Source organism: Actinomadura napierensis (assembly GCF_039529375.1).
Classification (GTDB): Bacteria; Actinomycetota; Actinomycetes; order Streptosporangiales; family Streptosporangiaceae; genus Spirillospora; species Spirillospora napierensis.
This window is the reverse complement of the sequence record NZ_BAAAMR010000259.1, coordinates 1-1,480: the sequence shown is the minus strand read 5'-3', so window position 1 is coordinate 1,480 and position 1,480 is coordinate 1. Positions and strand designations below refer to the sequence as shown.

1 protein-coding gene is annotated in these 1,480 nt (G+C 76.6%); it reads right to left on the bottom strand.

What is annotated here, in order from left to right:
* Positions 1–83: 83 nt before the first annotated feature.
* A partial coding sequence (locus ABD296_RS49295) for a lactate utilization protein B (protein WP_344285423.1) occupies positions 84–1,480 on the bottom strand: 1,397 nt, incomplete at its 5' end.

The window sequence follows — 1,480 nt, the reverse complement described above, 5'->3', positions numbered from 1 at the left end:
CCCCCGCGACCCGCCCCCGCCGCCGCCGGAGACCTTCCGTGCCTGGTGGGCCCGGACCCGCCGCAGCACCTCGTCCCGGGAGCTCACCGGCGCCTCCGGGCCCACCAGGCACGGAAGGTCTCCGGCGGCGGCGCGGGCAGGTCGCGGGCGTCGGTCCACTTGCCGAGCAGGCCGGGCAGCCGGCGGATCCGGCCGCCGCGCGACATCAGCCGCGCCCACCGGGTGCCGCGGCGCAGCGCCATCTCGTACCGCCGCGGGTCGCCCATCGTCCAGGCGAGGCCGCGCATCAGCATCAGCTCGGGCGTGGGGACCGGCCGGTGGCGGCGCGACTCGACCACCTTGCCGCGCAGGTGGACCAGCACCTCCGGGATGTCGATCTTCACCGGGCAGACGTCGGCGCAGGCCCCGCACAGGGTCGAGGCGAACGGCAGGGACGCCTCGGCGGCCCGCTCCACGCCGCGCAGCTGCGGGGTGAGGATCGCCCCGATCGGTCCCGGGTGGACGGGGCCGTACGGGGCGCCTCCCGTCCGCTCGTAGACGGGGCAGACGTTCAGGCACGCCGAGCAGCGGATGCAGCGCAGCGCGGCGCGCCCGATCTCGTCCGCGAGCGCGTTGGTGCGGCCGTTGTCGAGCAGGACGAGGTGGAACTCGCGGGGCCCGTCGCCGGGGGTGACGCCCGTCCACGACGAGACGTACGGCGTCATCGGCTCGCCGGACGACGAGCGCGGCAGCAGCTGGAGCAGGACCTCCAGGTCCTTCCAGGTCGGGACCACCTTCTCGATGCCCGCGATGGTGATCAGCGTGTCGGGCAGCGTCAGGCACATCCGTCCGTTGCCCTCCGACTCCAGCAGGACGGCCGTGCCGGTCTCCGCCACGAGGAAGTTCGCGCCGGTGACCGCCACGCGCGCCCCGAGGAACCGTTCGCGCAGGTGCAGGCGCACGGCCTCGGCGAGCTCGGCCGGGTCGTCGGACAGGTCGTCGGGGGCACCGGGCAGCCTTCGGGCGAACAGCTCGCGGATCTGGGCACGGTCGCGGTGCAGCGCGGCGGACAGCAGGTGCGCTGGCCCCTCCTCGCCGAGCCGGGCGACGAGGTCGCCGAACGCGGTCTCGTGGACGGTCACGCCGGCCCGGGCCAGCGCGCCGTCCAGACCGATCTCCCGCACGGCCGACGACGTCGACTTGACGACCTCGGCCGCACCCGCGGCCCGCACCAGGCCGGTGACGACGCGGCGCGCCACGGCGGCGTCGCCCGCCCAGTGCACGCGGCCACCCGCCTCGGTGACGGCACGTTCCAGCTCCTCCAGGTGCGCGTCGAGGCCGAGGAGCGTCTCGTCCCTGATGGCGCGGCCGGCCTCGCGCAGGTCCTCCCAGTCGGCGGGCTCGGGGACCGCCGAGCGGCGCTCCCTGATCGCGGCGGTGGCGCCGCGCAGCGTGCGGCGCAGGCCGGTGTCGGCCAGCGCGGACCGGGCGGCGACGGCGA